Genomic DNA, 26,496 nt, shown 5'->3' with positions numbered 1-26,496 from the left:
GAATCAAGGGTGGCTGTCAGTAGGCACGGTCACACCTTTCTTATTAATACAGGGATTTGTCCCTGGCCTATTGGACCCCGTTCGCGGGATCCGTTATCAGGAGAAGCCAAATGGCCCTCAGCGTTGAAGAAAAAGCTCAAATCGTTACCGACTTCCAGCAAGCAGCTGGCGACACTGGTAGCCCGGAAGTTCAGGTTGCTCTGCTGACCGCGAACATCAACAAGCTGCAAGGCCACTTCAAGGCCAACGGTAAAGACCACCACTCGCGTCGTGGCCTGATCCGTATGGTTAACCAGCGTCGTAAGCTGCTGGACTACCTGAAGGGCAAAGACACCACTCGTTACAGCGCCCTGATCGGTCGCCTGGGCCTGCGTCGCTAATAGCGGCCTGGTCAGTGGTGTGCATGGCGTCTCATGCATTGGCAACGCTGCCTGGCAGCGTTGTCTTTGGGCGCGCCATGCGTATCTCCGAGGCTGGCAGCCTGGTTACGTTGTGCGGTTTTCCGCGCTTCGGCCAGGCTCCCAGCCTCGTGTTGTATCTGGACGGTCAATGGGGCCGATTCCCCGTTCTGCCCAAGAATTCGCAAGAAACCAGTTCCCCCAAGAGCCACTGAAAAGGTAGGAAACCGTGAACCCGGTAATCAAGACATTCCAGTTCGGTCAATCGACCGTTACTCTCGAAACGGGCCGTATTGCCCGTCAGGCCACCGGCGCAGTGCTGGTCACTGTAGACAACGACGTCACCGTGCTGGTGACCGTGGTGGGTGCCAAGCAAGCCGATCCAGGCAAGGGTTTCTTCCCTCTGTCGGTCCACTACCAGGAAAAGACCTACGCCGCCGGCAAGATCCCAGGTGGTTTCTTCAAGCGTGAAGGCCGTCCTTCCGAGAAAGAGACCCTGACCTCGCGCCTGATCGACCGTCCGATCCGTCCGCTGTTCCCTGAAGGCTTCATGAACGAAGTCCAGGTCGTCTGCACCGTGGTTTCCACCAGCAAGAAGACCGATCCGGACATCGCTGCGATGATCGGTACCTCGGCTGCCCTGGCAATCTCCGGCATTCCGTTCGAAGGCCCGATCGGCGCCGCGCGCGTTGCTTTCCACGAAAGCACCGGCTACCTGCTGAACCCGACCTACGAGCAACTGGCTGCCTCGAGCCTGGACATGGTCGTTGCCGGTACCTCCGACGCCGTTCTGATGGTTGAATCGGAAGCCCAAGAGCTGACCGAAGACCAGATGTTGGGCGCTGTTCTGTTCGCCCACGACGAATTCCAGGCTGTTATCCAGGCTGTCAAAGAGCTGGCCGCCGAAGCTGCCAAGCCGACCTGGGACTGGAAACCTGCCGTTGCCAACACCGAGCTGTTCAACGCCATCCGCGCTGAATTCGGCGAGGCTGTTTCGCAGGGCTACACCATCACCGTCAAGGCCGACCGCTACGCGCGCCTGGGCGAGCTGCGCGATCAGGCGATCGCCAAGTTCTCCGGTGAAGAAGGCCAGCCATCGGCTTCCGAAGTCAAAGAAATCTTCGGCGAAATCGAATACCGCACCGTTCGCGAGAACATCGTCAACGGCAAGCCGCGTATCGATGGCCGTGACACCAAGACCGTTCGCCCGCTGAACATCGAAGTCGGCGTCCTGCCGAAGACTCACGGTTCGGCGCTGTTCACCCGTGGCGAAACCCAGGCCCTGGTCGTTGCGACCCTGGGTACTGCCCGTGACGCCCAGCTGTTGGACACCCTCGAAGGCGAGAAGAAAGACCCCTTCATGCTGCACTACAACTTCCCGCCGTTCTCGGTTGGCGAGTGTGGTCGTATGGGCGGTGCTGGCCGTCGCGAAATCGGCCACGGCCGTCTGGCCCGTCGCTCGGTCCAGGCCATGCTGCCTGCCGCTGACGTGTTCCCGTACACCATCCGTGTGGTTTCGGAAATCACCGAGTCCAACGGTTCCAGCTCGATGGCTTCGGTCTGCGGTGCTTCCCTGGCACTGATGGACGCAGGTGTGCCGATGAAGGCGCCGGTTGCCGGTATCGCCATGGGCCTGGTCAAGGAAGGCGAGAAATTCGCGGTCCTGACCGACATCCTGGGTGACGAAGACCACCTGGGCGACATGGACTTCAAGGTTGCCGGTACCGCCAAAGGCGTTACTGCACTGCAGATGGACATCAAGATCAACGGCATCACCGAAGAGATCATGGAAATCGCCCTGGGCCAAGCCCTGGAAGCGCGCCTGAACATCCTCGGTCAGATGAACCAGATCATCGGCCAGTCGCGTACCGAGCTGTCGGCCAACGCTCCGACCATGATCGCGATGAAGATCGACACCGACAAGATCCGTGACGTCATCGGTAAAGGCGGCGCCACCATTCGCGCCATCTGCGAAGAGACCAAGGCTTCGATCGACATCGAAGACGACGGCTCGATCAAGATCTTCGGCGAAACCAAGGAAGCAGCTGAAGCAGCCCGTCAGCGCATCCTGGGCATCACTGCCGAGGCCGAAATCGGCAAGATCTATGTAGGTAAGGTTGAGCGCATCGTTGACTTCGGTGCCTTCGTCAACATCCTGCCTGGCAAAGATGGCCTGGTGCACATCTCCATGCTGAGCGATGCTCGCGTCGAGAAAGTCACCGACATTCTGAAAGAAGGTCAGGAAGTCGAAGTGCTGGTACTGGACGTGGACAACCGCGGCCGTATCAAGCTGTCGATCAAAGACGTTGCCGCGGCCAAGGCCTCCGGCGTCTAAGCGACTGACGCGCAATAGAAAAAAGAGCCCTTCGGGGCTCTTTTTTTTCGCCTGACGGGAACCTTTTGTACAGTTGCATCTTGCACGCAGGTTTACCTCGCAGGTTGCAAAATGCACGACTCATGCAGCTGTATGAAAATGCTAAGTCATTGATTTATAAGCGTTTAAGCGAAGCGGAAAAGCTGGCACAGCACATGCAACTACCTTCATACCTGCAGCCAGGAACAACGGCGCAGACCTTTCGAAAAACAGGAGTGACTCACATGAAGAAGTTCGCCATTGCTGCCGCTACTGCTACCGCTCTGACCCTGACCATGGCTAATGCGGCATTTGCGCAACAGTCCACCCAGGCCCCTATGACGCTGGCGGCCGGTGAGGTGACCAAAGCCAAGGAAGCTACTTCCGATACTTGGATCACCACCAAGGTGAAGGCTGACCTGATGACCGAGAAAGGTGTACCTGGCAGCGACATCAAGGTTGAAACCAACAAAGGTGTCGTATCGCTGTCCTCTGATGTGGCAGTGACTGACGCGCAGAAAGAGATGGCAGTTGCCATCGCCAAGAAGATCAAAGGTGTTCAGGCCGTTTCGGCTGATGGCCTGAAGTCCGAATAAGGGACGTCCCTCGGCCAAAAGGATTTGGCCACCAACACAAAAAGCCCCGGCAACCTGCCGGGGCTTTTCTTTGGCTGCTTCAAAAGCCCGGGTTGCGGGCGATTACATCGCTTTCGAAGCAGTCCTGCTCGGCGATAAGCGGCTCAACCAGTGGGCGGCTGTCGCGAAAGTGTGCCGTCTGGGTGTGTGCTTCATAGGCGGCGTCGTCCTGGTAGATCTCGTAGAGGTAGATGACCTCGGGGTCTAGGCGGTCCTGGGAGACGTCGAACACCAGGCACCCTGGCTCGTTGGCCACTGATGCAGCGGCATTGACCTTGATGGCCGTCAGAAAAGCCTCGGCGCAACCGGGCTTCACGCGTGTCTTGATAAACAGGCTATACACATGGCACTCCTTTTGTTTTACATTCTTCTGTGAATTGTATACAAAAATGGAGTCGCGCCAATGTCTGAATTGCCTGAACGCCCTGGTCGCTTGAACGGCTTGCGCCATATTGCCTTGTTGGTACCCAACCTTGAGGAGTGCGAGCGCTTTTACGTCGACGTGCTGGGCATGGAGGTGCTCAACCGTGCCAATGAAGACCTGGTCTACCTGACCTGCGGTAACGACAACCTGTCATTGGGGCGCGGCGCCGGGGCCGCTAATGGCTTGCAGACGCTCGATCACTACGGCTTCATCGTCGACAGCGTGGAGGAGCTGGAGGCTTGGTACCAGTACTTCAAGGCGCACGGGGTGACCCTGCTGGACCGCCCGTTCAACCACGGTGACGGGGCGCGCAGCTTCCATTTGCTGGACCCGGCGGGGAACAAGGTGCAACCGCTGTATCACCCGGCAGTGTCGGGGCAGCGGCTGGTTTGAATGCATGGCCTTGCGGTGACTGTACTGGCCTCTTCGCGGGTGAACCCGCTCCCACCCGAACTGTGTAGCCTCCAAATCTAGCGCAGATCCTGTGGGAGCGGGTTTACCCGCGAAGGGGCGAGCACTGGCTCATTCGGCATCCAGGTGCATCGGTGTAATTACCCGGCCATCACTCTCGGCCTTGCCCAGGGTCGTGTCGATGAAGTACACCCGGTCATCTTCCAGCTTGCCTTTGTCCACCAGGTAGTCCTTGATGCTGCTGGCCCGCTCCTGGCCCAGCGTGCGTAGCAACGCGGCACTTTCGGCCCAGGACTTGATCACCGCCTCGCGCAGCTTGGCAGTGCGCTCGTCGCGGCCAAGCTGTTCCCATTCGGCCGGTGGTTGCTGCTTCAGGCGGGTGCGGTAGATGCCTTCGAGCATCGCCGGCTTGTCGCTGTCGTCGACCACCAGCATCGAAGCATTGGCAGGCACCTTGTCGCCACGACGTTGCAGGATCTTGTACCAGGTGGCCTGGTATTCGCGGTCCAGGCGCTGCTGGGCGATCAGCGGGCCGTCGCTGGTCTGCGCACTGGTACCTTCGATTTCCAGACGCAGTTCCGGGCGCTCTTTGAGCGCCGAGGCCAGTTTGTCCAGGGAGGACTGGGCATCGCCCGTGAGCTCACTCGAGCCCGGGGCGAACGCGACAGTGCCAAGGTCTTCGGAGCCTCCGCCAGCAATCAGCCCGCCGATAAACTTGAAGGGTGCCTGGGCCGCGCGCAGCACCAGGTTGCGCAGGGTTTGCCAGACGATCGGCATGACGCTGAACTGCGGGTTGTTGAGGTCACCGGTCACCGGCAACTCGATGGAAATCTTGCCCTCGGTGTCCTTGAGCAGCGCGACCGCCAGGCGGATTGGCAGGTCCACGGCATCTGGGCTGTCGACCTTCTCGCCCAACTGCAGTTGCTCGACCACCACTTTGTTCTCGGCCTTGAGCTGGCCGTTGGTGATCAAGTAATGCAGGTCGAGGTTGAGCCGCCCCTTGCGGATACGGAAGCCCGCGAACTTGCCGGAGTAGGGCGTCAGCGTGGTCAGCTCGACCCGCTTGAAGCTGGTGGCGATATCCAGGCTGGCCAGCGGGTTGAACGGGTTGAGCGCGCCTTTGATGGTGACCGGCGCATAGCGGTCGACCTTGCCCTTGATGTCCACCTTGGCCGGGTTCGGCTTGCGGTTGTCGATGGTGCCGATCTGGCCGTTGAGCTGCTGCACGGCGGTGGCGAAGTTGGGCGTAAGGGACAGGTCGGCGAAGTTGGCCGAGCCGTCATTGATGTCGATCTGGCCAATATGGATGCCCAACGGCTTGTCGCTGCTGGCCGGTTTCGCGGCCTTGGCTGCCGGCGCATCGGCCGGCTGCGGTATTAGCAGGTCGTTGACGTTGGTGGTGCGGTCTTCGTTGATGATGAAGCGAGCATAGGGCTGCAGCAAGGTCACCTTGTCGATCGACAGGGCATCACCGTGCACATAGGACAGGCCATCGACGTTCACCTGCTGCCATTTCACGAAGTCGCGGCTCTTGATCGTGTCGAGGGTATGCAACTGGTTGACCTGGGCCTTGCCGGTGACGTTGAAGGCCAGTGGCTCGGTGCTTTTCAGGTCGACCTTGAGGTCGCTGGCAAGCATGCCGCTGCGCAGCTCCAGCAGAATGAACGGGCTGATGTAGGCCTGGGCCACACGCAGGTCGATGTCGCGTGTGCTGACATCCAGCTTGGCCCAGACAGGCGCCAGATTCACTTGGCCGGCAGCCTGCAATTTGCCTTGTTTGCCCACGCCGGTGTCGAGTTTGAGCGTGAAAGGCGACTGGTTGAGGCTGTCGAAGCCTTGCAGGTCGACATTGAGCGGGCCGACATCCAGTGCCACCGGTTCTTTCTGGCTACGGTCTGCCAGGTGCACGTTGTAGTTGCGCAGCTGGACGTCCTTGAGCAGCACTTGCCACGGCTTGCTCGGCGCTTGGGCGGCTTTTTCTGCAGGCGTAGGTTCGGCGGCGGCGGGCTCGGCCTTTTCTTTCGGCGTGGCCTTGGCCGGTTGGCTGGCGAACAGCTTCTGCCAGTCGAGCTGGCCGTCTTTTTCCAACGCGGCCCAGGTTTCGAGCTTGTCGCTGCGAATCTTGCCGACGATGACTTTTTGCTTGGCCAGGTCGATAGAGGTGTCGCTGACTTCGAGGTTGGCCAGGCGTACCAGTTGGCGGCCATCCGGAGCCTTGATGGCGAACGGCGCCACTTTTACCGAGGTGTTGTCCAGCAGCAGCTCGGTCTCTTTGGACAGGTTGAAGGTGTAATGAGTGTCGAGGCTGATGACGCCTTCTTCCAGCACCAGTGGCACGGCGTCACGCACATACGGCCAGAACGCCTTCATCTTGCCGTCGGTGACCTTCAGGGTGCCTTCGGAAGCAATGGGCGAAAGGCTGATTGTGCCACTCCAGTCGATCTGCCCGCCGTACGGGCCCTTCGCTACCAGGGTCATGTCGGCATTGTCGTCCGGGAGCGTGCTGAGGTTTTTCAGCTCCAGGTTCATGTTGTCGTACAGAAACTCGATCGGCTCGCTCGGGCGCTCGTCCTGGAAGTGCAGGTAACCTTCGTTGAGCTTGATGCTGCCGATGCGCAGCGGGAATGGGTCGCTGGGCGGCTGCTCGGGCTTGGCTTCGCTGGGGGGCAGCTTGAACAACTGGGTCAGGTTGAGCTGCCCGCCCTTGGCGAACAGCACTTCGCTGCGCGGTTTGTCGAGCTCTACCGCCGTCAGGTGCAAGGCGCCATTCCACACGCTGTCGAGCGCAAGGTTGGCATAGAGCCGCTCGAAGCCGACCTGTTCCTTGCCAGGTTCGCCAATTTGCAGGCCCCACAGGGTCAGTTCGAGGCTGAAGGGGTTGAGCTCGATGCGCTGCAGGTGAGCAGGCACGGTGGCATATTGCGCCAATTGCTGATTGGCAATGCGCAGTGCGACACCGGGGAGAATGAGGAAGCCGAGCAGGCTGTAGAGGGCTACGAGAGCCACCATGGCGCCGAGGGCGCGAATCAATCCTTTGTACATGTGTCGCTTCGTCTGTCTAAGCAGGAGTGCTTGGAGTATGGCAGGTTAAATCAGTTCCGCTGAGGCGACCGATTCGCCTCATTCGATGCCCATTCGCCGTTTCGCCCGGTGTGCCGAACCATCGCGCATGGCCCAGCGCAAAACCGGCGCAGTGCGTTGCAGGCCGAGGCGGATCAGCCGCCGCTGCAATGGCCCGTGCTGCAGCCCGAGCATGGCCTGGGCCCAGTCGGGCAACAGGTCGATGCCGGCGTTCAGCATGAGCTTGCCGACAGGTTGTGCCAGGCGGCTGGGCGCCGGGGCGGCAAGCAGGATGTCGACCACCTCATGGCTACGGGCATCGCACTGCAGCTGCGGGCGCATGTGCCTGAGGTAGTCCTCGACCTGCTGACAGGAGCGCGGCACATCGCGCGCGCCCAGGCGTTCGGCGATCAGGGCAATCTCGTTGTAGTAGGCATCCTGCTCGGCGCTGGGCAGGTGCGGGTTGCGGTAACGCAGGTGGGCCGCGAGGAAGCTGCTGACTTCGGCCACATGCACCCAGGTCAGCAACACCGGGTCGCTGGCGGCATACGGGCGGCCATCGGCGGCGGTGCCGGTGACTTGCAGGTGGATGGTGCGGACTTTTTCGATCAGCCACTCGGCGTCGCGGGTCGAGCCAAAGGTGGTGCCGGAGATGAACTGGCTGGTGCGACGCAAGCGGCCGAGCAGGTCTTGGCGAAAGTTCGAATGGTCCCACACGCCGGCCAACGCCAGCGGGTGCAGCAGTTGCAGCATGAGGGCACTGATACCGCCGACCAGCATGCTTGGGAAATCGCCGTGCACTTGCCAGCTGATGCTCTGCGGGCCAAACAGCCCAGGGTCGCCCTTGGGCGTTTCCAGGTCGAGCTGGCCGAGGGCCAGCCCGGTAAGGCTCATGACCTGGGTTTCGATGCGGCGGCGAAGGGCTTCCATGGCGACCTGTCGTTCAGGGCGGCCATGAAAGGGGCCGCCAGCTAATGGTTGAGACGTTTGTCGATCAAGCCCTGAACCACACTCGGGTCGGCCAGGGTCGAGGTATCGCCCAGGTTTTCCAGCTCGTTGCAGGCGATTTTGCGCAGTATACGCCGCATGATCTTGCCCGAGCGGGTTTTGGGCAGCGCCGGTGCCCACTGGATCAGTTCCGGTTTGGCGAAGCTGCCGATTTCTTTGCTGACCAAGGCCAGCAGTTCGGCCTTGAGCGCCTCGCTTGGGTCGACGCCGTTCATGGGGGTGACGAAGGCATACACACCCTGGCCTTTGAGTTCATGGGGGTAGCCGACCACTGCGGCCTCGGCGACGCTGTCGTGCAACACCAGGGCGCTTTCCACTTCGGCGGTGCCGATGCGGTGGCCGGAGACGTTGATCACGTCGTCGATGCGCCCGGTGATCCAGTAGTCGCCGTCGGCATCGCGGCGTGCGCCGTCGCCGGTGAAGTAGTAGCCGGGCATGGGTTTGAAATAGGTTTCGACCATGCGCTGGTGGTCACCATAAACGCTGCGAATCTGCCCGGGCCAGCTGGCTTTGATGGCCAGCACGCCAGCGCCAGGGCCTTCAATGGGGGTGCCTTTTTCATCCAGCAGCACCGGCTGTACGCCGAACATCGGTTGGGTCGCGCAACCCGGTTTGAGCCGTAGCGTGCTGGGCAGGGGCGTGAGCATGATGCCGCCGGTTTCGGTCTGCCACCAGGTATCGACGATCGGGCAGCGCTTTTGGCCGACTTCTTCGAAGTACCATTCCCACGCTTCCGGGTTGATCGGCTCGCCGACGCTGCCGAGCAGGCGCAGGCTTTTGCGTGAGGTGCTCTGGAGTGGCTCGGAGCCTTCGCGCATCAGGGCGCGCAAGGCCGTTGGCGCGGTGTAGAAGATGTTGACCTGATGCTTGTCGACCACCTGCCAGAAGCGCGAGGTGTCGGGGTAGTTGGGTACGCCTTCGAACATCAGCGAAATCGCGCCATTGGCCAGCGGGCCATAGACGATATAGCTGTGGCCGGTGACCCAGCCTACATCGGCAGTGCACCAGAACACTTCGCCCTCGTGGTAATCGAACACCACCTTGAAGGTCATGGTGGCCTGCAACAGGTAGCCGGCAGTGGTGTGCAGAACGCCTTTGGGTTTGCCGGTGCTGCCGGAGGTGTAGAGGATGAACAGTGGGTCTTCGGCCGCCATCGGTACAGGTGGGCAGTCGTCGCCAGCGTGTTCCGTCACCTGGTGATACCAGAGGTCGCGGCCCTCGGTCCAGGCCACATCACCCCCCGTGCGCCGGACAACGAATACGCTGCTGACATTCGGGCAACTGGCCAGGGCCTTGTCCACGTTCAGCTTCAGTGGAATGCGCTTGCCACCGCGGATGCCTTCATCGGCGGTGATCACGGTACGGCAGTCGGCATCGAGGATGCGGTCACGCAGGGCATCGGGCGAGAAGCCGCCGAACACCACCGAGTGCACGGCGCCCAGCCGGGTGCAGGCGAGCATGGCGAAGGCGGCCTCGGGAATCATCGGCATGTAGATACACACCCGGTCGCCTTTTTTCACGCCGCGTGCTTTCAGGGCGTTGGCCAAGCGGCAGACCTGGCGGTGCAGTTCGCGGTAGGTGATGGCTTTGGCGTCTTGCGGGTCATCGCCCTCCCAGAGCAGGGCGGTCTGTTCACCACGCTTGGCCAGATGGCGATCGATGCAGTTGTAGCTCACGTTCAACTGGCCACCGTCGAACCAGCGTGCCTGGCCGGTTTTCAGGTCGCACTGTTGCACGCTCGACCAGGGTTTGATCCAGTCCAGGCGTTTGGCCTGTTCGGCCCAGAAGGTGTCGGGGTCTTCCACCGATTGGCGGTAGAGGCGGCGGTAATCGTCGTCAGTGAGGGCGGCGGACTGGCTGACGGCCAGGGCCTGGGGGTAGTCGCGGATATCGAACATGGCGGGTGGTCCTTGCGCTTGTCGGGGGCGATGGACTGCAACGGCTATTCGATTGGACAGTGTAGCTAGAGGTGGTGTTCCTTAAGGTCGACGCCGGCCGTGTAGGAGCGGCCTTGTGTCGCGATGGGCCGCAAAGCGGCCCCAGGATTTCAGCGATGAAGCATCATTCAGCGGTAATGTACCCATTTTTTTGGGGCCGCTCTGCGGCCCATCGCGACACAAGGCCGCTCCTACAAAGAGCGACCGTGTGGCGGGTGGGTCAGCCGCGGTGACGGCCGCGGAAGTAGTTGATCAGGCCCTGGGTAGAGCCATCTTCGGCGCTGTCTTCCTGGCTGCCGACAAGGCGCTGGTAGACACCTTTGCCCAGCTCTTTGCCCAGCTCCACACCCCATTGGTCAAAGGCGTTGATGCCCCAGATCACGCTCTGCACGAAGACCTTGTGCTCATACATCGCCACCAGTGCGCCCAGGCGGCGTGGGCTGATGCGCTCGACCACCAGGGTGTTGCTCGGGCGGTTGCCCGGGATCACCTTGTGCGGGGCCAGCTTCTCGATGTCGGCTTCGTTCAGGCCTTTGGCGCGCAACTCGGTCTCGGCTTCATCGCGGGTTTTGCCGAGCATCAGCGCCTGGCTCTGCGACAGGCAGTTGGCGTACAGCCACTGATGGTGGTCGGCCACCGGGTTGAAGCTCACCACCGGCACGATGAAGTCAGCAGGAATAAGGTGGGTACCCTGGTGCAGCAACTGGTGGTAGGCGTGCTGGCCGTTACAGCCCACGCCACCCCAGATCACCGGGCCGGTTTCGGTATGCACCGGCGTGCCGTCCTGCAGCACGCTCTTGCCGTTAGACTCCATGTCCAGCTGTTGCAAGTGCTTGGTGATGTTGCGCAGGTAGTGGTCGTACGGCAGGATCGCGTGGCTGCGGGCGCCCCAGAAGTTGCCATACCAGACGCCCAGCAGGGCCAGCAGCACCGGCATGTTCTTGTCGAACGGCGCGGTCTGGAAGTGCTGGTCCATGGTGTAGGCACCCGACAGCAGCTCCTTGAAGTTGGCGGTGCCGATGGCCAAGGCGATCGGCAGGCCGATGGCCGACCACAGCGAATAGCGCCCACCTACCCAGTCCCACATCGGGAAGATGTTCTCTTCACGGATACCGAAGGCGACGGCGGCGGCCTTGTTGCTGGAAACGGCGATGAAGTGGCGATACAGCTCTGCTTCCGAGCCGCCCTGGGCCAGGTACCAGGTGCGCGCGGCCATGGCGTTCTTCAGTGTTTCGAGGGTGTTGAACGATTTCGACGAAACAATGAACAGGGTGGTTTCGGCGCGCAGGTTGGCCGACAGTTCGTGAAACTCACTGCCGTCGATGTTCGCCAGGTAATGGCAGCGTACGCCGCGTTGTGCGTAGGGCAGCAGCGCTTCGGAGACCAGTTCCGGGCCGAGGAACGAGCCGCCGATGCCGATGTTGACCACGTCGGTGATCGGCTTTTCGCTGTAACCGCGCCACAGGCCATCGTGAATGCGCCCGACCAGCTCGGTGATCTGGTTGAGCACCTTGTGCACTTCCGGCATCACGTTGACGCCGTTGACACTGAGCTTGTCGCCCACCGGGCGGCGCAGGGCGGTGTGCAGCACCGGGCGGCCTTCGGAGGCGTTGATGATCTCGCCGCTGAACATCGACTTGATCGCATCCTGCAGGCCGACTTCGTTGGCCAGGTTCACCAGCAGGTCACGGCTTTGCTCGGTGATCAGGTTTTTCGAGTAGTCGAGGAACAGGCCGCAGCTGCTCAGGGAGAACTGATCAAAACGCTTGGCATCGGCGGCGAAGGCTTCACGCATGCTGAAGTCTTGCATGGCGTCGCGGTGTTGCTGAAGCGCCTGCCAGGCGGGCAGGGCCGTCACATCATGGGGAGTACGGTAATACGCCATTGCTCAGGGTTCCTTGGTGCGTTGTGAGGCCTTGGACATTGGCCACGGCTGTCAGTTGCAGGCAGTCATTATAGGCATTGGCGGCGCGGGGGGAATGGGGGCGTGAGGGGTTATGAAGGGGCCGCGAGGCAGCCCCCGAAGGTTTACGCGGTCTTGTCTTCCACGTGCAGGTACAGGTTGTCGATCAACCGGGTGTTACCCAGGTAAGCGGCGGCAATCACCACCAGGTCGCGATCATCGATCATGGCCGGGCGCAGGCTCACGGCATGGCGCACTTCCAGGTAGTCCGGGCGGAACCCGGCGGCGGCCAGTTGCGCCTGGCCGTCGGCCACCAGCGCGGCAAAATCACGCTGGCCACGGCCAATGGCCGCCCCGATGTGCTGCAGGGTGCGGTACAGCGCAGGTGCGGTAACACGCTGCTCGGGGGTGAGGTAACCATTGCGTGACGACAGCGCCAGGCCATCGTCGGCGCGCACGGTCGGCTCACCGATGATCTGGATGGGCATGTTCAGGTCGCGCACCATGGCGCGGATCACTGCCAGCTGCTGGAAGTCTTTTTCGCCGAACACGGCCAAGTCTGGCTGGACCATGTTGAACAGCTTGCTGACCACTGTCGCCACACCCTCGAAATGCCCTGGCCGGCTGGCGCCGCACAGGCCTTCGGAAAGGTTGGGGACGCTGACCCGGGTTTGCACGCTCATGCCGTCGGGGTACATCTCTTCGACGGTTGGCGCGAACAGCAGGTTGCAGCCGGCCTGGAGCAAGCGCTCCTGGTCGGCTGCAAGGGTACGTGGATAGGTGGCGAGGTCTTCGTTGGCGCCGAACTGCAGCGGGTTGACGAAGATACTGGCAACGACAAAGTCGGCCCGCTGGGCGGCTTTGGTCACCAGCGCGGCATGGCCGCTGTGCAGGTTGCCCATGGTCGGCACGAACGCGATGCGCTTGCCTTCGCCACGCGCACGGCCAACGGCGGCGCGCAGTTCACGGACAGTCTTGACTGTGTTCATGCGCTGAACCCGTGTTCACTGGCAGGGAAGCTTACGTCCTTGACCGCCGTCACGTAGGCGGCGAGGGCGCTTTCGATGTCCGGCTGGCCGGCCATGAAGTTTTTCACGAACTTCGGCACCCGGCCGCTCAGCGACAGGCCAAGCATGTCGTGCAGGACCAGCACCTGGCCGTCGGTGGCGCTACCGGCGCCAATGCCGATGACCGGAATGCTCACGGCCTGGGTGATTTCTGCCGCCAGTTCGCTCGGTACGCACTCCAGCAGCAGCATGGCCGCGCCGGCCTGTTCCAGGGCAATGGCGTCGGCACGCATCTGCCGCGCCTGGGCTTCCTGACGGCCCTGCACCTTGTAACCGCCCAGCACATTGACGGTTTGTGGGGTCAGGCCCATGTGCGCGCACACCGGCACGCCACGTTCAGCCAGCAGGCGAATGGTCTCGGCCAGCCAGGCAGCGCCTTCGAGCTTGATCATGTGGGCGCCGGCCTGCATCAGCGTGGCGCAGTTGGCAAAGGCCAGTTCGGGGGTGGCGTGGGCCATGAACGGCAGGTCGGCCAGAATCAGCGCGCCATCGTTGCCACGTTTGACGCAGGCAGTGTGGTAGGCCATTTCCTGGGTGGTGACAGGCAGCGTGCTGTCATGGCCCTGCAGGACCATCCCCAGCGAGTCGCCCACCAGCAACACTTCGACACCGGCCTGGCTGGCAACCTTGGCGAAGGTCGCGTCGTAGCAGGTCAGCATGGTGATTTTTTCACCCTTGGCCTTCAGGCCATGCAGGGTGGTCAGGGTTACTTCAGGCATGTAGGAAAATCCTCGTTCAGGCGCTGTTAAAACGACTGCATACAACGCGTGTAGTCATCTTCCGGAGCGGCACATCATCGCGCGTGATGTTCGGGCACAGGTCCGTCCGGGCCTAAATACGGGTATGCGGCACTTGGGTGCCACACGGGACGCCTATAGTCGTGAGCGAGGTGGGGGAAGTCAATCACCCTGTTACCGCATTGTTACGATCAGGGTGTTACTGGCGTTACCGCCGTCTGCAGCGCCCGAATTACAGGCGCTCGAGGCCGACGAACGGGCAGGCGCTGATGAGTTGGGCGAGGTCGCGGCCATCGGGCAGGCAGAAGCCTGCGGGCACCAGTTCGGCCAATGGGTAGAGCACGAAGGCGCGGGCGTGCATATGGTAGTGCGGCACCTGCAGCCGCGGCACGTCGATCAGTTGGTCGCCGAACAGCAGGATATCCAGGTCGAGCGTGCGCGGGCCCCAACGCTCTTTGCGCACACGGCCCTGGTCATTTTCGATGGCCTGCAGGGCATCGAGCAGCGCCAGCGGCTCGAGCGAGGTGTCGAGCGCAGCCACGGCATTGGTGTAGCGCGGCTGGCCAGGCAGCAGCGAGTCACTGGTGAACAGGCTCGAAGTGGCCACCAGGCAGGTGCCGGTGGCCTGGTCGAGCGCCTGGAAAGCGTTCTGCAGTTGTTCTGCAGGCTCGTCCAGGTTGCTGCCCAGGCCGATGTAAGCGCGCGTGGTCACTCGAACGCCTCTTCGCCACCACGCTTACGCTTGCTGGCGCTACGTTTGCGCTTGCGTGGGCCAGCGCCGGTGCCTTCGTCACGGCTGCCCAGCTCGCGAATCATCTCGCGGCGCTCGCTGTCATTGGCATCCTGGTAGTCAGTCCACCATTGGCCGAGGTCGTCGGTTTCTTCACCCGCGCTTTCACGCAGCAGCAGGAAGTCGTAACCGGCACGGAAGCGCGGGTTGTCGAGCAACTGGTCGGCACGTTTGCCGCTGCGACGTGGCAGGCGTTCCTGCATGTCCCAAATTTCGCGGATCGGCAGGGTGAAACGCTTCGGGATGGCAATGCGTGCGCACTGTTCGGCGATCAGGTCGTGAGCCGCGCCGTTCATGGCCGGGATCGGTGGCACACCTTGGTTTTGCAGGTGCAGCACACGGGCCGGCAGGGCGGGCCAGAGCAGCGCAGCGAAGAGGAAGGCCGGGGTGACCGGTTTGCCCTGCTTCACACGCAGATCGGTGTTGTTCAGCGCCTGGCTGATCAAGGTGTGGGTGTAGGTAGGGCGCTCGTCCAGGGCGTGCGCGCTGGCCGGGAACAACGGCTCGAACAGCTGCAGGTCGACCAGCATTTCGAAAGCCATCGCACCTTGGCCGGAGAGGAACAGCTTGAGGCTTTCCTCGAACAGGCGTGCCGGGGGGATTTCGCGCAGCATCGGCGCCAGTTCGCGGATCGGCTGGACCGTGTGCTTTTCGATGCCGAAGTCGAGCTTGGCAGCGAAACGCACGGCCCGCAGCATGCGCACCGGGTCTTCCTGGTAGCGATGAGTCGGGTCACCGATCAGGCGCAGCAGGCGGTTACGCACATCGTGCACGCCGTTGGCGTAATCGAGGATGCGTTCGCTGACCGGATCGTAGTAGAGGGCATTGATGGTGAAGTCGCGGCGTTGCGCGTCTTCTTCCAAGGTGCCGTACACGTTGTCACGCAGGATGCGACCACTGGCGTTGTGCGACGAACGGTGGGTATCACCTTGATCGTCTTCCGAGTGGTGGGCGCGGAAGGTGGCGACTTCGATGATCTCACGGCCGAAATGCACGTGGACCAACTTGAAGCGGCGACCAATGATACGCGCGTTACGGAACTCGGCACGGACCTGTTCAGGGGTGGCGCTGGTGGCGACGTCGAAGTCTTTTGGGGTGATGCCAAGCATCAGGTCGCGGACACAGCCACCGACCAGGTAAGCCTGGTAGCCCGCACTCTGCAGGCGCTCTACGATGTTCACCGCGTGGCGGCTGAACTGGTGGCGTTGCAGCGAGTGTTGGCTCTTGTTGATCACCTCAGGCGTGGTGCGCCTGTGGTGCTGGCCCGGTACGGGAGGGCGGAACGACTGGAACAGCTTCTTCAGCATGGGATGCACTGTTTGAAGGAATGTTCGGCCAAGAATAGGAGAATGGCCGCATGATGGGCGGGGATTCTAGCATTTACTCAAGGAATGGTGTAGGCGGGTAGCAGGATGCCTGCCAGAAGGGAGAAACGACAAGGGGAGCCTAAGCTCCCCAAGAAGTCGTTGCGTGCTCTTATTATTTTTTTGCTGGGCTTCTTGTTTTTGTTGAGTGCCCTGTCCACAAATCGCAAAGCTTGTGGACGACCCCTAATCCAGGGGTAAAGAGCAAACGGATTGCTTTGGCCGCTGATGTCACGTTGATCTGTCGATCCAACCAGTTCAGGCGCTGCTTTTTAGTGCAGTTTTTGTTGTTCTCTGCCTGGTCGTGGGGCAAGCCCCAAACACGCATCCTCTCCAAAAGAATCAGTTAGCTGCGCCTCCGCCGTCTTGTTTTTATTGTGCGTGAGCCGTTTCGTCTTGTTCTTATTCTGAGTTGCAGTGCTTGTTATTGTTTTTGTACTAAGCATATAGCAGGTGCCGTGCCAACTTTTCGAAACCCAATGAAATCAAGGGCTTGGAGGTTTTCGCAGGTTTTTGGCAGGCTGAAAATGGCGGGGTTTCGTTACCGTACACCTCGGGAACTGTTACGCCTGAAAGCTTGGGTAACAGATTTTCGCGGGTACTGATGTGTTACCTGGGGTGTGCGTAGTGGTTTTTGCCGGCCCTTTCGCGGGCAAGCCCGCTCCCACAGGTTCTTTACCGTTCTCAAAGGCGGTGAAGAACCTGTGGGAGCGGGCTTGCCCGCGAAAGGGCCGGTCAGGCCCAAAGCGTGTTACTCGCTGGTGGCGTTGCTCTTGCGCCGCGGGATACCCAGGCGCTGGCGGCGTTCCCACAGGCATTTGCGGCTGACGCCAAGCTTGCGGGCAAGCTCGGTCTCGGTCATGTGGTCCTGGTGCTCGAGCACGAAGTGCTGGAAGTAATCCTCCAGCGACAAGTCCTCGGTAGGCTCATGGCTGGCATTGCCCGCACTGGCCACGGCCAGGGCGTTGTCGAGGATGTCGTCGTCTTCCAGGTCGCTCAGCTCGATGTCGATACCCAGCAGGTCGGCGGAAATTTCTGCGCTCTCGCTCAGAATCACCGCACGCTCCACGGCGTTTTCCAGCTCGCGCACGTTACCCGGCCAGCTGTAATGACGAATCGCTTGCTCGGCATCGGCGGAAAAATGCAGGTCATCCCGGCCAATCCGTGCGCTCTGGCGGGCCAGGAAGGCACTGGCGATTTCGTTGACGTCGCTGCCACGCTCGCGCAGGGCAGGTAACTTCAGGGCGATCACGTGCAGGCGGTAATAAAGGTCTTCACGGAACTGGCCGGCCTTGGCCAGGTTTTTCAGGTCGCGGTGGGTGGCCGCAATCAGGCGCACATCGACCTTCTGCGATTGCACCGAGCCCACCCGGCGGATTTCGCCTTCCTGCAACACACGCAACAGGCGCGCCTGGGCTTCGAGGGGCAATTCGCCGATTTCGTCGAGGAACAAGGTGCCGCCGTCCGCCGCTTCGACCAGCCCGGCGCGCCCTGCGCTGGCGCCGGTGAAGGCGCCTTTTTCGTGGCCGAACAGCTCGGACTCGATCAGGGTCTCGGGGATGGCCGCGCAGTTCACTGAGATCATCGGTGCCTTGGCCCGGCGTGACAGGTTGTGCAGGGCACGGGCGACCAGCTCTTTACCGGTACCCGATTCGCCCTGGATCAGGACATTGGAATCGGTCGGCGCGACCTTGCGGATCTTGCTGTACATGTCCTGCATGGGCGGGCACGAGCCGATGATGCCGATCTCGCCATTGGCAGACGCGCTATTACCTTTGTCGGCCGCGGCGGCCTTGCCGTTGCCCCGCGGTTCTGCAGCCGGTGCGGCAGCAGGCGCGTTTTGCCGGTCGCGCAGGATGCGCGCCACGGCCTGGAGCATCTCGTCGTGGTCGAAGGGCTTGGCGATGTAGTCCACCGCGCCCATTTTCATCGAGTCCACCGCCGAGCGCAGGCTGGCGTAGCTGGTCATGATCAGCACTGGGGTGCCTTGGCCAAGCTTGATCAGCTCGGTGCCAGGCGCGCCTGGCAGGCGCAGGTCGCTGACGATCAGGTCGAAGGTGGCAATGCTGAAGCGTTCCTGGGCTTCCTGCACCGAGCCGGCTTCGCTGACCTGGTACTGGTTCCGCTCGAGCAGGCGACGCAGGGCCGAGCGGATGATGGTTTCGTCTTCGACGATCAGAATATGCGGCATTGATTCAATTCTCTCGACGGTCTCGAATTTCAGGGGACGTCGCTACGACATGCCGGGGCAGGGTCACGCGGATCCGGGTGCCACGTTGCCGTTCGATGTCGGCAGGGCTGTCGATGGTGATTTGCCCATAATGCTCTTCCACGATGGAATAGACCAGAGCGAGCCCCAGTCCGGTTCCTTCGCCCGGGTCTTTGGTGGTGAAGAAGGGCTCGAACAGGCGGTCCATGATGCTCTTCGGGATCCCGCTGCCTTCGTCTTCGACAATCAAGTCGACGGTGTGCTCGAAGACGGAGCTGCGCACACGCACGGCACTGCCGGGCGGTGAGGCGTCGCGGGCGTTGGAGAGCAGGTTGATCAGCACCTGGGCCAGGCGCTGCGGGTCCCCTTCGGCCCAGTGTTCCGGGTCGCAGAGGTTGAAGAACTGGACTTCGAAATTGCGCCGGTTCAGCGCCAGCAGCCCAATGGCATCCTGCGCCACTTCGGCCAGGCACACCGGCTCTTCGCTGTTCTGATGGCTGCCACCGGCATGGGCGAAGCTCATCAACGACTGGACGATGCGCGACACCCGTTTGGTCTGTTCAAGAATCTGGCTCGACAGCTCGGTGATCTCGCCATCGCCCTCGCGTTCCTCGCGCAGGTTCTGCGCCAGGCAGGCGATGCCGGTGATCGGGTTGCCGATTTCGTGGGCCACGCCGGCCGCCAGGCGGCCAATGCTGGCCAGGCGCTCGGAGTGCACCAGCTTGTCTTCCAGGGCCTGGGTTTCGGTCAGGTCCTCGACCAGCAGCACCAGGCCACTGTTACCCGGCGCCAATGGCTCGTCGATGGCGGCCTTGTGCAGGTTCAGCCAGCGGGGCTGCCCGTCGAGGGCCAGGCGTTGCTTGTGCAGGTGTTCGTCGGGCACGTCGATGAAGCCCTGCAGCAGGCCGCGCCAAGGTTCGCCGATGGTCACCAGGCGCGAGCCGACCACGTGCTTGGCGGCGATGCCGGTCAGCTCTTCCATGGCCTTGTTCCACATCAGGATCTCTTGGTCCTTGGCCAGGGAGCAGACGCCCATGGGCAGTTCCTGCAGGGTCTGGCGGTGGTAGCGGCGCAGGGCGTCGAGTTCGGCGGCAAGGCCGGTCAGGCGCGAGTGATAGTCTTCCAGGCGGCTTTCGATGAAGTGGATGTCTTCAGTGACATAGTTTTCGTTGCCGGATTTGTAGGGCAGGAAGGTCTCGACCATGTCCTGGGCCACGCTCGGCCCCATCAGGCCCGACAGGTTGGCCTCGATGCGGTCGCGCAGGCGGCGCAACGCATAGGGGCGGCGCTCGTCGAAGGGCAGGTAGAGGTCGCGCAGGGCCTGTTCGACTTCTTTCTGCGCAGCCTTGGCGCCCAGTGGCTTGGCCAGCTGAGTGGCAAATTCCTGTGGCGAAGCCGCGTGCAGCTCGCGGCGCTGCGGGCGGCGCACGTTGTCCACCGCGCACGCTTCGGCGGCGCTGGCTTCTTCACTGCTGGCATTGGTGAACAGCGAAATCAGGGTGAACAGCAAGACGTTTGCCGCCAGCGAGGCGATGGCCGCCATGTGCCAGCTGGTGTCGTCGAGGACGTAGATCATGTCCAGCAGCGGAATGTAGAAGCCCTGCAGGTTGCCCAGCAGCGGCAGCAGCATGGTCACCAGCCACACCAGGGTGCCGGCCAGCAGGCCTGCGATGAAACCGCGGCGATTGGCGGTAGGCCAGTACAGCACCGACAACACGCCCGGCAGGAACTGCAAGGTGGCGACGAAGGCGACGATGCCCAGGTTGGCCAGGCTCTGGTGGTTGTTCTGGGTCAGGTAGAACATGAAGCCGGCGGTGATGATGGCGACGATCAGCGCGCGGCGGGTCCATTTCAGCCAGCGGTAGATGTTGCCTTCGGCCGGCGGCTGGTAAAGCGGCAGCACCAGGTGGTTGAGGGCCATGCCCGACAGCGCCAGGGTAGTGACGATGATCAGCCCGCTGGCCGCTGACAGCCCGCCGATATAGGCCAGCAGCGCAAGTGCTTTATTGTTGGCAGCAATGCCCAACCCCAGCGTGAAGTATTCCGGGTTGGTGCTGGCGCCCAGGCGCAGACCGGCCCACAGCACCAGCGGCACGGCCAGGCTCATCAGCAGCAGGAACAGCGGCAGGCCCCAGCTGGCGCTGACCAACGAGCGCGGGTTGAGGTTTTCGGTGAAGGCCATGTGGTACATGTGCGGCATGACGATGGCCGAGGCGAAGAACACCAGCAGCAGGGTGCGCCATGGCCCCTCCTGCAGCGGTGTGTGCAGCGCGGCCAGGGCGGTCTGGTTCTGCAGCAGCCACACTTCCAGCCCATGCGGGCCGCCAAACACACCGTACAAGGCGTACAGGCCGATGCCGCCCAGCGCCAGCAGCTTGATCACCGATTCGAAGGCAATGGCGAATACCAACCCTTCATGCTTCTCGCGCGTGGCGATGTGCCGCGAGCCGAAGAAGATGGTGAACAAAATGATCAGCGCACAGAAGGCGAATGCCACCCTGGCCTTGACCGGCTCGCCGGTCAGGATGCTGATCGAGTCGGCCACCGCCTGGATTTGCAGGGCCAGCAACGGCAGTACCCCGATCAGCATGATCAGGGTGGTCAGCGCGCCGGCCCAGGTGCTGCGGAAACGAAACGCCAGCAGGTCGGCCAGCGACGACAGCTGATAGGTGCGGGTGATCTTGAGGATCGGGTAAAGCAGCACCGGCGCCAGCAGGAAGGCCCCGGAGACCCCCAGGTAGCAGGCCAGGAAGCCATACCCGTACTGGTAGGCCAGGCCGACCGAGCCATAGAAGGCCCAGGCACTGGCATACACGCCCAGCGACAGGGTGTAGGTCAGCGGGTGGCGAATAATTGAGCGGGGTATCAGCCCACGCTCGCTGATCCAGGCCACGCCGAACAGCACCATGAGGTACGCGGCGCTGATCAGGATCATCTGGGTCAGGCTAAAGCTCATCGGCATCTCGTTGGCTCTGCAGGATGAAGGTGACGACGATCAGGATCAGCCAGAGCAGGTAGGGGCGGTACCAGGCTCCGGTCGGCTCGATCCACCAGTCCATGATGGCCGGGGAGAACAGGTAGATCCCCACGACCAGAAGCAGGACCAAACGATAGATGTACATGCTGGCCTCGATGGTTGGGCGCTGCGGGCTTGGACTTATTATTGGCGCAAAAGAGTGGGGGGATGCTAGCGGGAATCGGTAGGGTTAGCCAAGGGTTTGAAATTATTGGGCTTTTGATTTTGAGGGGAAGTTGCCTGTTCCGGCCTCTTCGCGGGCAAGCCCGCTCACAGAAGCGGTGCGGAACCTGTGGGAGCGGGCTTGCCCGCGAAGAGGCCGGACCTGCGTCAGTGCAAATCAGCCTCTGGAACAGAGGCCTGCCGGGCAATCGCCTCTGGCCGCCACTGCGTGCGGGCTACTGCCAGTACTTCAGCCGGCGTTGCCAGCAGCAACTCCGGCTCCGTTTCCTGCCCCAATGCCCGCAATGCGCGCAGCAGCAAAGGCGTCGCATGTTCCGGCTGCAGCGGCGGCGAGCGGTACGACTTGCCCAGCTTGTGCCCATCTGGCTGCACGATCAGCGGAATATGCAGGTAACGCGGCTGTGAGAACCCCAGCAGCTCTTGCAGGTAGAGCTGGCGCGGTGTGTTGTCGAGCAGGTCGGCCCCACGCACGATATCGGTAACACCTTGCCAGGCATCATCCAGCACCACCGCCAGCTGATATGCATACAGCCCGTCACGGCGCTGGATGACGAAATCACCCACCTCGCGCCCCAGGTGTTGCTGGAACTCACCCTGGACCCGGTCGGTGAACCGGTAGATCAACTCTGGCACCCGCAGACGGATCGCCGCGCCCTCGCGTGCATGCCCGGCGTTGCGGCACAAGCCTGGGTAAATGCCGTTGTGCCCTTCCAGCTGTTTGCGCGAGCAGGTGCAGGCGTAGGCCAGGCCCATGTTGAACAGGCGGTCGACCACTGCTGCATAAGCCTCATGGCGCTGGCTCTGGAACACCACCTCGCCATCCCACTCCAGGCCGTAACGCTCCAGGGTCTGCAAGATAGCGTCACGGGCGCCGGGCATTTCCCGGGGCGGGTCGGTGTCTTCCATGCGCAGCAGCCAGCGGCCGTTGACGGCGCGGGCGTCGAGCCAGGAGGCGAGGGCGGCGACCAGCGAGCCGAAGTGCAGAAAGCCGCTGGGGGTAGGGGCGAAGCGCCCGATGTAGCTGGAGTCGTTCATGGCGGTCGTGCGTCTGAAAATGAAACGGGGCGCAAGATGCGCCCCGTTTGGGTGGGAAAAGGATCAGCCTTTGCCGACTGTTTTTTCCTTTTTCTCCGCGATTTCCTTGCAGTCGAAGCACAGGTCGGCGGTTGGGCGGGCTTCGAGGCGACGCAGGCCGATCTCGATGCCGCAGGACTCACACCAGCCGTACTCTTCGTCCTGGATCTTCTGCAGGGTCTTGTCGATCTTCTTGATCAGCTTGCGCTCGCGATCGCGGTTACGCAGCTCCAGGGCGAACTCTTCTTCCTGGCTGGCACGGTCGGCCGGGTCTGGGAAGTTGGCCGCTTCGTCCTTCATGTGGGTCACGGTCTGATCCACGCTCGTCATCAACTCAAGCTTCCAGGCACCCAGAAGTTTGGTGAAATGCTTGCGCATGGGCTCCCCCATGTACTCCTCGCCCTTGCTTTCTTTATAGGGCTCTACACCGTACATGGACTGACTGGTTTTTTGCTTTTCTACGGTGGACATGAATAGACCGCCTCTCACTCATCTGATCCAATGCGCAGGATGCTCCATCTCCGGCACCCGCCGGCCCTGCGACTGCGAGCCGCCGAACTTACCAGATAGATCGGGGGTGCGCTACCCCGCCCGATCCTGCTAATGGACAGCGGCGCGAGCCACACGTTCGGTAGCGTGCAGAGGTAGAATCTCCAGTTTAGACCCAATTGAGAGAAGGTCATGGCCCACCCTTACAGTGCGCGCAGCCGCGCCATCGAACCCTTTCACGTCATGGCGTTGCTGGCGCGGGCCAACGAGCTGCAGGCGGCCGGCCATGATGTGATCCACCTGGAAATCGGCGAACCGGACTTCACCACGGCCGCGCCGATCGTCGAGGCCGGCCAGGCCGCATTGGCCGCGGGCCACACCCGCTATACCGCCGCCCGTGGCCTGCCGGCGCTGCGCGAGGCGATCGCCGGCTTCTATGGGCAGCGGTACGGCGTCAATGTCGATCCTGAGCGCATTCTGATTACGCCGGGCGGTTCTGGCGCACTGTTGTTGGCCAGCAGCCTGTTGGTAGACCCAGGCAAGCACTGGTTGCTGGCTGACCCGGGCTACCCCTGCAATCGCCACTTCCTGCGCCTGGTCGAAGGCGGCGCGCAGCTGGTGCCGGTGGGGCCTGAGGTCAACTACCAACTCACCGCCGACCTGGTTGACCGCTATTGGGACAAAGACACGGTCGGGGCCCTGGTCGCCTCGCCAGCCAACCCGACCGGGACGGTACTGAACCGTGACGAGTTGGCCAGCCTGTCGCGCGCTACCCGTGAACGCCATGGCCACCTGGTGGTGGACGAGATTTACCACGGGCTGACCTACGGCATGGACGCACCCAGCGTGCTGGAAGTGGACGATGGGGCGTTTGTCCTGAATAGTTTTTCGAAGTATTTCGGCATGACCGGCTGGCGCCTGGGATGGCTGGTCGCGCCGCCCGGCGCGGTGGCAGACCTGGAGAAGCTTGCACAGAACCTGTACATCAGCGCCCCCAGCATGGCCCAGCATGCTGCGCTGGCGTGCTTCCAGCCGCAAACCCTGGCGATTCTGGAAGAGCGCCGCGCCGAGTTCGCCCGTCGCCGCGACTACCTGTTGCCAGCCCTGCGCGAGCTGGGCTTTGGCATCGCCGTCGAGCCCGAGGGGGCTTTCTACTTGTACGCCGACATCAGCGCCTTCGGCGGCGATGCCTTTGCGTTCTGCCGGCACTTCCTCGAAACCGAGCACGTGGCTTTTACCCCCGGCCTGGATTTTGGTCGCCACCTGGCGGGGCATCATGTGCGTTTTGCCTACACCCAGAGCCTGCCGCGCCTGGAACAGGCCGTGCAGCGTATCGCCCGCGGCCTACGGAGCTGGCAAGGCTGATGGCGTTTTTTCCTCCACTCGAGCAGGGGCGCCTACTGCGGCGCTACAAACGGTTTTTGGCGGACATCGAGCTGGCCAATGGCGAGCAAATGACCATCCATTGCCCGAACACTGGGTCCATGCTCAATTGCATGCGCGAAGGCGGGCAGGTGTGGTTCAGCCGCTCCAACGACCCCAAGCGCAAGCTGCCAGGCACCTGGGAGATCAGTGAAACGCCCCAGGGCCGCCTGGCCTGCGTAAACACCGGGCGCGCCAACGCGTTGGTTGAAGAGGCGCTGCGTGCCGGGGTTATCAGCGAGCTGGCCGGTTTCACCGCACTCAGGCGTGAAGTGGCGTATGGCGAAGAGGGCAGCCGCATCGATTTTCGCCTGGAGTTCGACACCGGCCCGGCCTATGTCGAAGTCAAGAGCGTGACCCTGGGCTACCCGGACACCGCGGTCGCGGCCTTCCCCGACGCCGTCACCCAGCGCGGTGCCAAGCACCTGCGTGAACTGGCGACGTTGGCTCGCCAAGGTGTGCGTGCGGTGCAGTTGTACTGCGTGAACCTGACCGGCGTCGACGCCGTGCGCCCGGCCGAGGAAATCGACGCGGGCTACGCCCAGGCCTTGCGCGCCGCCGTGGCTGAAGGCGTGGAGGTGTTGGCGTACGGCACTTACCTGGATGCTGAACGCATCGTCATCGACCGCCCCTTGCCTGTACTGCTCAACCCTTGAGCCAGATGCCCTGGCTGTCTTCATGGCAGCCCAGGGCCTGCAGGCTGTCGCCCTCGCACGGCCCGGCCACGCATTCGCCGCTTTCTATCAGGAACAAAGCGCCATGATGGGCGCAGTGAATCAGGCTGGCGCTGTCATCGAGAAAGGCATCTGCAGCCCAGTTCAGTGGGATGCTGCGGTGTGGGCAGCGGTTGCGATAGAGGTACACCTGGCCCTGGCGGCGCACGCCGAACAGGTCGACGCCGTCTACGCTGAAGGCGCGGCTGTGGCCCTCGGCCAATGAGCTGGAGGTACAAAGGAAGTGCATGGCAAGGACGACTCGTGAAACACGTGATGGCTTGACGCTTCAATGCGAATAATTATCAAATTGCCCGCATTCGATGCGCCCGGCTGTCTATGGTGCGCAGTTCCGCCGCCCGCCACAAGGCGCGCGGCCCGCCTTCAGAAGGAAATCCGATGATGCGCCGTCCCGCTGCCTTGATCGCCCTGTGCGCAGGCCTTGTGCTGTCCACCCAGGCCTTGGCTGCCGAACTGCCGCAGCGATGGGTCAGCGCCGGTGGTGCGCTGAGCGAGTGGGTCACTGCGCTGGGCGGCGAATCACGCCTGGTCGGTGTCGATACCACCAGCCAGCACCCCGCATCGCTGAAGGCGCTGCCGAGCGTCGGCTATCAGCGCCAGTTGTCCGCCGAAGGTATTCTCAGCCTGCGCCCAGACGTGTTGGTGGGCACCGAAGAAATGGGTCCGCCCCCCGTGTTGGCGCAGATTCGCAAGGCGGGTGTGCGGGTGGAGTTGTTCTCCAGCAAGGCCGAACTGGATGCGGTCGATCAGAACCTCAAGCACCTGGGCCAGTTGCTGGGTGCCGAGCCACAAGCCACCGCGTTGGCGGCGGGCTATCGTCAGCAGTTGGATGCGTTGCAGGCTCAGGTCAAACACGCCCAGGCAGGCCAGAAGGCGCCCGGGGTGTTGCTGCTTGTGGGCCATGCCGGTGCCAAGCCGCTGATCGCAGGGCAAGGCACTGCCGGTGACTGGCTGCTACGCGAGGCCGGGGCGCACAACCTGGCCGAGCATCAGGGCTACAAGAACTTCTCTAATGAGGCACTGGCGGCGCTGGACCCGGATGTAGTGGTGTTCTCCGACCGTGCGTTGGCCGACGAGCAGGCGCTGCAAGCGCTGCTGAAGGAAAACCCAGCGCTGGCGGCCTCCCGCGCCGTGCGTGAACAGCGCCTGGTGTCGCTCGACCCGACGCTGCTGGTTGGCGGCCTTGGGCCACGCCTGCCAGCGACCCTGCGCTCGTTGGCTGCCACCTTCTACCCGGCAGCCAAGGGCAGTTTCGCTCAATGAGACAACGCGTTCAGCCACG

The 26,496-nt window shown here is 62.4% G+C and carries 22 protein-coding genes; 7 read left to right on the top strand and 15 right to left on the bottom strand.

Translation table 11 applies throughout. The features are described from left to right. Window positions 1-110: 110 nt before the first annotated feature. The 3 genes from rpsO (at window position 111) to ACMCNM_RS24210 (ending at window position 3,347) form a co-directional block, all read left to right on the top strand. Window positions 111-380, top strand: coding sequence for a 30S ribosomal protein S15 (gene rpsO, locus ACMCNM_RS24220; protein ID WP_012274241.1), 270 nt, complete (start codon window positions 111-113; stop codon window positions 378-380). A gap of 247 nt (window positions 381-627) precedes the next feature. Further along, a complete protein-coding gene (gene pnp, locus ACMCNM_RS24215; RefSeq protein ID WP_027595020.1) occupies window positions 628-2,733 on the top strand; it encodes a polyribonucleotide nucleotidyltransferase in 2,106 nt (701 codons plus the stop codon). 263 nt (window positions 2,734-2,996) lie between these two features. After that, the gene (locus ACMCNM_RS24210; protein ID WP_012274238.1) at window positions 2,997-3,347 is read left to right on the top strand and encodes a BON domain-containing protein; all 351 of its coding nucleotides are present in this window, start codon (window positions 2,997-2,999) and stop codon (window positions 3,345-3,347) included. Window positions 3,348-3,426: 79 nt separating this feature from the next. Here the strand turns inward: ACMCNM_RS24210 and ACMCNM_RS24205 are convergent, their stop codons facing one another. Continuing rightward, window positions 3,427-3,729 carry a putative quinol monooxygenase gene (locus ACMCNM_RS24205; protein ID WP_027595019.1) on the bottom strand — a complete coding sequence of 101 codons (303 nt, stop codon included), beginning with the start codon at window positions 3,727-3,729 and terminating at the stop codon, window positions 3,427-3,429. Window positions 3,730-3,789: 60 nt separating this feature from the next. Here ACMCNM_RS24205 and ACMCNM_RS24200 point away from each other — a divergent pair, with 60 nt between their 5' ends. Continuing rightward, window positions 3,790-4,203 carry a VOC family protein gene (locus tag ACMCNM_RS24200; RefSeq protein WP_027595018.1) on the top strand — a complete coding sequence of 138 codons (414 nt, stop codon included), beginning with the start codon at window positions 3,790-3,792 and terminating at the stop codon, window positions 4,201-4,203. 129 nt (window positions 4,204-4,332) lie between these two features. Here the strand turns inward: ACMCNM_RS24200 and ACMCNM_RS24195 are convergent, their stop codons facing one another. The 13 genes from ACMCNM_RS24195 to dksA form a co-directional block, all read right to left on the bottom strand. After that, a complete protein-coding gene (locus tag ACMCNM_RS24195; RefSeq protein ID WP_186683022.1) occupies window positions 4,333-7,263 on the bottom strand; it encodes a DUF748 domain-containing protein in 2,931 nt (976 codons plus the stop codon). 78 nt (window positions 7,264-7,341) lie between these two features. Then, the gene (locus ACMCNM_RS24190) at window positions 7,342-8,211 is read right to left on the bottom strand and encodes an oxygenase MpaB family protein (protein WP_412765567.1); all 870 of its coding nucleotides are present in this window, start codon (window positions 8,209-8,211) and stop codon (window positions 7,342-7,344) included. Window positions 8,212-8,252: 41 nt separating this feature from the next. Next, window positions 8,253-10,187: an acetate--CoA ligase gene (acs, locus tag ACMCNM_RS24185; protein WP_412765566.1), complete on the bottom strand. Its 1,935-nt coding sequence runs from the start codon at window positions 10,185-10,187 to the stop codon at window positions 8,253-8,255. Between the two features lie 259 nt (window positions 10,188-10,446). Continuing rightward, window positions 10,447-12,111: a glucose-6-phosphate isomerase gene (pgi, locus tag ACMCNM_RS24180; protein WP_027595014.1), complete on the bottom strand. Its 1,665-nt coding sequence runs from the start codon at window positions 12,109-12,111 to the stop codon at window positions 10,447-10,449. A 143-nt stretch (window positions 12,112-12,254) separates the two neighbouring features. Next, on the bottom strand, window positions 12,255-13,118 hold the full coding sequence (gene panC, locus ACMCNM_RS24175) for a pantoate--beta-alanine ligase (protein WP_412765565.1): 864 nt from the start codon (window positions 13,116-13,118) through the stop codon (window positions 12,255-12,257). Continuing rightward, on the bottom strand, window positions 13,115-13,915 hold the full coding sequence (gene panB, locus ACMCNM_RS24170; RefSeq protein ID WP_099455340.1) for a 3-methyl-2-oxobutanoate hydroxymethyltransferase: 801 nt from the start codon (window positions 13,913-13,915) through the stop codon (window positions 13,115-13,117). The genes panC and panB overlap by 4 nt, the downstream gene beginning before the upstream one ends. A gap of 250 nt (window positions 13,916-14,165) precedes the next feature. After that, window positions 14,166-14,645 carry a 2-amino-4-hydroxy-6-hydroxymethyldihydropteridine diphosphokinase gene (gene folK, locus ACMCNM_RS24165; RefSeq protein ID WP_412765564.1) on the bottom strand — a complete coding sequence of 160 codons (480 nt, stop codon included), beginning with the start codon at window positions 14,643-14,645 and terminating at the stop codon, window positions 14,166-14,168. Continuing rightward, on the bottom strand, window positions 14,642-16,030 hold the full coding sequence (locus tag ACMCNM_RS24160; RefSeq protein ID WP_027595010.1) for a polynucleotide adenylyltransferase PcnB: 1,389 nt from the start codon (window positions 16,028-16,030) through the stop codon (window positions 14,642-14,644). The genes folK and ACMCNM_RS24160 overlap by 4 nt, the downstream gene beginning before the upstream one ends. 808 nt (window positions 16,031-16,838) lie before the next feature. Then, the gene (locus ACMCNM_RS24155) at window positions 16,839-18,278 is read right to left on the bottom strand and encodes a sigma-54-dependent transcriptional regulator (protein WP_027595009.1); all 1,440 of its coding nucleotides are present in this window, start codon (window positions 18,276-18,278) and stop codon (window positions 16,839-16,841) included. A 4-nt stretch (window positions 18,279-18,282) separates the two neighbouring features. Further along, window positions 18,283-21,258 carry a sensor histidine kinase gene (locus ACMCNM_RS24150; protein WP_027595008.1) on the bottom strand — a complete coding sequence of 992 codons (2,976 nt, stop codon included), beginning with the start codon at window positions 21,256-21,258 and terminating at the stop codon, window positions 18,283-18,285. Then, a complete protein-coding gene (locus ACMCNM_RS24145) occupies window positions 21,242-21,418 on the bottom strand; it encodes a hypothetical protein (protein WP_003250005.1) in 177 nt (58 codons plus the stop codon). The genes ACMCNM_RS24150 and ACMCNM_RS24145 overlap by 17 nt, the downstream gene beginning before the upstream one ends. Before the next feature lie 224 nt (window positions 21,419-21,642). Continuing rightward, window positions 21,643-22,530 carry a tRNA glutamyl-Q(34) synthetase GluQRS gene (gene gluQRS, locus ACMCNM_RS24140; protein ID WP_412765563.1) on the bottom strand — a complete coding sequence of 296 codons (888 nt, stop codon included), beginning with the start codon at window positions 22,528-22,530 and terminating at the stop codon, window positions 21,643-21,645. A gap of 63 nt (window positions 22,531-22,593) precedes the next feature. Further along, on the bottom strand, window positions 22,594-23,040 hold the full coding sequence (dksA, locus tag ACMCNM_RS24135) for an RNA polymerase-binding protein DksA (protein ID WP_027595006.1): 447 nt from the start codon (window positions 23,038-23,040) through the stop codon (window positions 22,594-22,596). A 210-nt stretch (window positions 23,041-23,250) separates the two neighbouring features. Between dksA and ACMCNM_RS24130 the strand changes: the two genes are divergently transcribed. Together ACMCNM_RS24130 and sfsA are read left to right on the top strand one after the other, a co-directional pair. Beyond that, complete coding sequence (locus ACMCNM_RS24130; RefSeq protein WP_027595005.1) at window positions 23,251-24,423, top strand: pyridoxal phosphate-dependent aminotransferase; 1,173 nt, start codon at window positions 23,251-23,253, stop codon at window positions 24,421-24,423. Then, on the top strand, window positions 24,423-25,136 hold the full coding sequence (sfsA, locus tag ACMCNM_RS24125; RefSeq protein WP_099455337.1) for a DNA/RNA nuclease SfsA: 714 nt from the start codon (window positions 24,423-24,425) through the stop codon (window positions 25,134-25,136). Before ACMCNM_RS24130 ends, sfsA begins: the two co-directional genes overlap by 1 nt. Here sfsA and ACMCNM_RS24120 read toward each other — a convergent pair. Continuing rightward, the gene (locus tag ACMCNM_RS24120; protein ID WP_186683304.1) at window positions 25,126-25,443 is read right to left on the bottom strand and encodes a Rieske (2Fe-2S) protein; all 318 of its coding nucleotides are present in this window, start codon (window positions 25,441-25,443) and stop codon (window positions 25,126-25,128) included. The genes sfsA and ACMCNM_RS24120 overlap by 11 nt on opposite strands. Window positions 25,444-25,592: 149 nt before the next feature. On the opposite strand from ACMCNM_RS24120, the gene ACMCNM_RS24115 reads away from it, so the two are divergent. Beyond that, on the top strand, window positions 25,593-26,477 hold the full coding sequence (locus tag ACMCNM_RS24115; protein ID WP_412765562.1) for a heme/hemin ABC transporter substrate-binding protein: 885 nt from the start codon (window positions 25,593-25,595) through the stop codon (window positions 26,475-26,477). Window positions 26,478-26,496: the final 19 nt, after the last annotated feature.

Origin of the sequence: Pseudomonas sp. NGC7, from assembly GCF_047159675.1 — a bacterium.
In the GTDB taxonomy this organism is placed as follows: domain Bacteria; phylum Pseudomonadota; class Gammaproteobacteria; order Pseudomonadales; family Pseudomonadaceae; genus Aquipseudomonas; species Aquipseudomonas kermanshahensis.
The sequence above is the reverse complement of the archived record's forward strand: the minus strand, read 5'-3'. Positions and strand labels throughout refer to the sequence as shown.